The sequence below is a fragment of the Micromonospora sp. NPDC047753 genome (assembly GCF_040642735.1).
GTDB lineage: Bacteria > Actinomycetota > Actinomycetes > Mycobacteriales > Micromonosporaceae > Micromonospora.
Genome location: NZ_JBEYSL010000514.1, coordinates 1 through 4,613, shown reverse-complemented (window position 1 = coordinate 4,613; position 4,613 = coordinate 1). Strand labels below are relative to the sequence as shown.

At 71.8% G+C, this 4,613-nt stretch carries 3 protein-coding genes; all 3 read right to left on the bottom strand.

The features are described from left to right. Positions 1-2,631 (bottom strand): phosphoenolpyruvate carboxylase (ppc, locus tag ABZ749_RS29800; protein ID WP_357233624.1); only part of this gene is annotated, 2,631 nt, incomplete at its 3' end. Between the two features lie 129 nt (positions 2,632-2,760). Next, positions 2,761-3,813: a hypothetical protein gene (locus ABZ749_RS29795; protein WP_357233622.1), complete on the bottom strand. Its 1,053-nt coding sequence runs from the start codon at positions 3,811-3,813 to the stop codon at positions 2,761-2,763. 146 nt (positions 3,814-3,959) lie between these two features. Further along, positions 3,960-4,613 (bottom strand): cyclase family protein (locus ABZ749_RS29790; RefSeq protein ID WP_357233620.1); only part of this gene is annotated, 654 nt, incomplete at its 5' end.

Here is a 4,613-nt window from a genome sequence, read left to right as displayed (position 1 = left end):
CACCTGGAGATGGTGCAGCGGCTCCAGGTAGGTGTCGCGGACGGCCAGGGTGCGCTGGAGCACCGGCGAGTTCTCCAACAGGGCCGGTGAGGCGGTCACCGCCAGCACCTCCCGCTTGGTCAGCTCGTACTCCTGCTCGATCTGCTCGAAGATCGGGTGCAGCTTCTTCGGCACCAGCGTCTCGACGTACCGGCGGGCGATGCTCAGGTCGGTCTTGGTCAACATCATCTCGACGTTCGACAGGAACGTGCGGAAGAAGTGCCAGTTGCGGTGCATCTCGGCCAGCACGTCCGCCAGACCGGCCTCGCGTGCGGCGGCCAGCCCGGAGCCGACACCGAACCAGCCCGGCACGATCTGCCGGGTCTGCGTCCAGCCGAACACCCACGGGATGGCCCGCAACCCGGACAGCCCGGCGCCGGTGTTCGGGCGCTTCGCCGGCCGGGAGCCGATGTTCAGCGCGCCGAGCAGCTCGGTCGGGGTCGACGCCCAGAAGTACGCGGGCAGGTCCGGGTCCTCGACGAGCGACCGGTAGGACCGGAACGCCGACTCGGAGACCACGTCCATCGTCGCGTCCCAGCGCTCCAACATCTCGGCGGGCTGCCGGGGTGCGGTGTGCAGCAGGGTCGCCTGGAGCACAGCGGCGAGGGTGAGCTCCAGGTTCTCCCGGGCCAGCGAGGGCAGGGTGTACTTGTCGGAGATCACCTCGCCCTGCTCGGTCACCTTGATGGCGCCGTCCATGGTGCCGTACGGCTGCGCCAGGATCGCCTCGTGCGTCGGCCCGCCGCCGCGCCCGACAGTGCCGCCCCGGCCGTGGAAGAGCCGCAGGTGCACACCGTGCCGGGCGGCCACGTCGCGCAGCGCGCGCTGCGCCCGGTGGATCGACCACTGGCTGGTGGTGATGCCGGCTTCCTTGTTCGAGTCGGAGTAGCCGAGCATGACCTCCTGCACGTCACCCCGGGCGCTCACCAGCGCCCGGTACGCGGGCAGCGACAGCAACTCGTCGAGGAGTTCGCCGCCGGAGTTCAGCTCGGCCGGGGTCTCCAGGAGCGGCACGAACCCGACCCGGGCCCGCCCGCTGTGCACGTCCACCAGGCCGGCCTCGCGGGCCAGCACCACCGCGGCCAGCACGTCGTCGACACCCAGGGTCATCGAGATGATGTACGACTCGATCACCTCGTTGCCGAACCGGTCCTGTGCCTCCCGGATGGTGCTGAACACGTCGAACGTCTTGCGGGCCGGCTCGGACAGCGACGTGTCCAGTGTCGACAACGGACGGCGACCGGTCAGCTCGTCGGCGAGCAGCTTGGTGCGTTCCAGCCGGGTCAGCGCCGGGTAGTCGGAGACCTCGCCGACCGCCTCGTAGAGCTGCGCGAGCACAGCGTGGTGCGCCTCGGCGTGCTCCCGGACGTCCATGGTGGCCAGGTGCAGGCCGAACGCGGAGACCGTACGGATTGTGGAGGCCAGCCGGCCGACCGCGGTGAGCTGCCCGGAGTTGCGGGCCAGCGAGGCGCGCAGCAGGTCCAGGTCGGCGATCAGCTCGGCGGAGCCCTGGTAGTCCCGGCCCGGTACGTGTGCGGTGCCCTGGCGCAACCTCAGCCGGGTGTTGGCGAGCTTCGCCTTCACGCAGCGTGCCTTGAGCCGGTACGGCTCCTCCGCGTTGACCCGGCGGAAGCGCTGTGCCACCTCGGGCAGCGCATCCAGGTCGGCGGCGAGGCTGGCGGAGAGGTCCAGGGAGACCCCGCGCAGTCGGCGGGACACCGAGACCTCGTTGATCAGGTGGTCCATCGCCTTCTCGGTGGCCGCGATGCCGTGCTCGTGCTGGATGGTCAGCACCTCGCGGGTGACCGCCGGGGTGACGAACGGGTTGCCGTCGCGGTCGCCGCCGATCCAGGTGCCGAAGCTCAGCGGCCGGGCCGTCGGTGAGGTCTCCACACCGAGCGTGCGCAACGTGTCGGCCAGGTCGTCGAGCACCTGCGGGGCGGCCTCGGCATACAGGTCGCGCAGGTAGTAGATGGCGTTGCGGGCCTCGTCGGTCGGGTCCGGCCGGTCGAGCCGCAGCTCGTCGGTCTGCCACATCAGGTCCAACAACTCGGCCAGCCGGCGGTTGGCAGGGCCCTCGTCGCTGGCGCCGTAGAGGATCGCGTTGGCGGTCTCGGTGTCCAACTCGTCGGCGATCGCCCGCAACTTGGACAGGATCGAGCGACGAGCCGCCTCGGTCGGGTGCGCGGTGAAGACCGGTCGCACCGCCAGCCGGCGAGCCGCGTTGGCGATCTCCTCGGCCGGCACCCCGCGCTCGGCGATCATCTTGGCGGCCTGGTCCAGCCAGCCGCCCTGCACCGCGCGGCGGCGGCGCAGGTCCCGTGCCCGGTGCACCTGCTCGGTGATGTTGGCCAGGTGGAAGTAGGTGGAGAAGGCGCGAGCCAGCTTGGTGCCGGTGGTCACGTCGAGCCCGCCGAGGCGCTGAGCGGCCGCCGGGGCGTCGGAGCGGACCTGGGCGCGGATCTCCTCGACGAGATCGAGCAGAGGGCGACCCTCCTGGCGGGCCAGGGTCTGGCCGAGCAGGGTGCCGAGTCGGCGAATGTCGGCGCGCAGTGCGGCGTCCGGGCCGTCGTGGTCGTGCTGGTCGGTCACGATGCGCTCCCTTACGTGGATACGAAGGACAGCGCTGTCCGACTTACTGGATGGTATCCGCGCGCAGCGGATGTCTGGAGGGCCCCCTGGTGATCCACTGCCCTGGGAAGGGTGTTTTCCGGGGTGATCTCAACCACCGTCGCGGTCCGGCGAGGGGCCCGAGCGGGTCGTTGCAGGGCCGGAGGAGACGGCCCGGCGACCCCGGACCAGGCTCGCGCTGACGAGTCCGAGCCCTCCGAGCGCCGCCCAGATCCCGAGCGCGGAAGCCGGCCAGCCGGCCGACCGCCAGTCGAAGTACACAGCGGCCTTGGTCAGGTCGTTGGCGAGCCCCGGGATGTTCCAGCGGTGCATGCCGCGCAGCACCCCGGGCAGGAACTCGGGCGCGTAGATGCCACCGGAGCCCGGGTTGCCGAGCACCACCAACAGCAGGATGACCAGCGCGGTGCCCGCGACGCCGAGCCAGCCCTGAATGGCGCTGGCGAACATGGCGGCGGCGAAGACGGCCAGCGCGCCGATGGCGGCGATCGTCGGTACGTCGCCGTGCCAGATGTCCAGAACGGGTCCGACCACCACCGCGCCGGCGATGCCGAGCAGCACGCTGTAGACCGCCAGGGCGGCGATGCGCAGTCCGGCTCGTCGCGCCGTACGGGGGGTGGTGCCGGCGGATATCCCGAGCACCGTCGAGGCGAGATAGCCGCCGAGGACGTACCCGACGTTCAGGTAGAAGGGCACCACCCCGCGCGGGTCGGTCGTGGTGACCGGCACCTTGTCGACGATCCGGAGCGGGGTGCCGGTGCGGGTGGTGGCGGTGCCGAGGACCTCCTTGATCGCGCTGGTGGCGGAGGGGCCGGAGGCGCTCGCCACGGTGAGGAGCAGGCCGTTGTCTCCTCCGGTGCTGAGTACGGCGTACACCGCGCGGCTGAGCAGTGCGTGCTCGGCGGCGGCCGGGTCGTCGTACCCGACGGGTTTGAGGACGGTGGTCTGGGCGCGCACGGCGTCGAGCGTCGCCTGGGCGCGTTGGTCGCCGGAGACGACGCCGATCGGCAGGTCGCGCGGTGTGGGCTGGTGCAACGCGCCGACGTAGGCCGCGATGAACGCCGTGGCCAGCACGAGGGTGCCGAGGAGCAGTCCGATGCTGCGCGGTGCCCAGTCGCGAGCTGTGCCGCGCGATTCCTTGTCCACGTTGTTAGCTTATGGTCCGTTTTCTGGACCGCAGGGTGGAACCAACTCGTCGCCCCGGCGGCCCGGTGCCGACCGCCGCTGGCCGTGCGGCAGGCGTCGCGGGTGGCGGCAGGCGTCGTGGGTGGCGTCAGGCGTCCCGGGTCGCGTCAGGGGTTGACGACGGCGAAGGCGCGAACCGGAAAGGTGCCCATGCCGGCCACCATCGGCGGGGCCGCGGTGAACCGGAAGCCGCTCGGCGGCAAGGCGTCCAGGCCGGTCAGGTGCTCCACGATCGGGAGGCCGGCGGCGAGCAGCGCGCTGTGCGCGGGGCGTACGCCGGCGGCCGTCGGGCTCATGTCGTCGATGTTGATCGAGTCGATGCCGACCAGGGCCGCCCCCGCCTCGACAAGCGCCTGGGCGGCGTCGCCGGTCAGGTACGGCGCTTCCGGAGCGCCGTACCGTTCGGTGCCGAAGTGCGCGTCCCACCCGGTGTGCAGCAACACCGCCCGGCCGCTCACCTCGTACGGGGCCAGCATCAGCCGGTCCACCGCGCGGATGCCGGCCGGCACCCGGACCACCACCCCCGGCAGGTCGGCGAGACGGTCCAGGGACACAGCGGTCAGGTCGTCCCTGCCGGCCCAGCGGTGGGCGGGAGTGTCCAGGTACGTGCCGGTGTTGGCGATCATCTCGATTCGGGCCACGTGGAACTCGGTGCCCGGGGCGTACCGCTCGCGGGATGCCGCGAAGGTCAGCCAGTCGGTGATCCGGGGGGCCGGCCAGCCCGGCAGCGCTGGCACCTCATCGAGGCGGTAGGGCGGCGT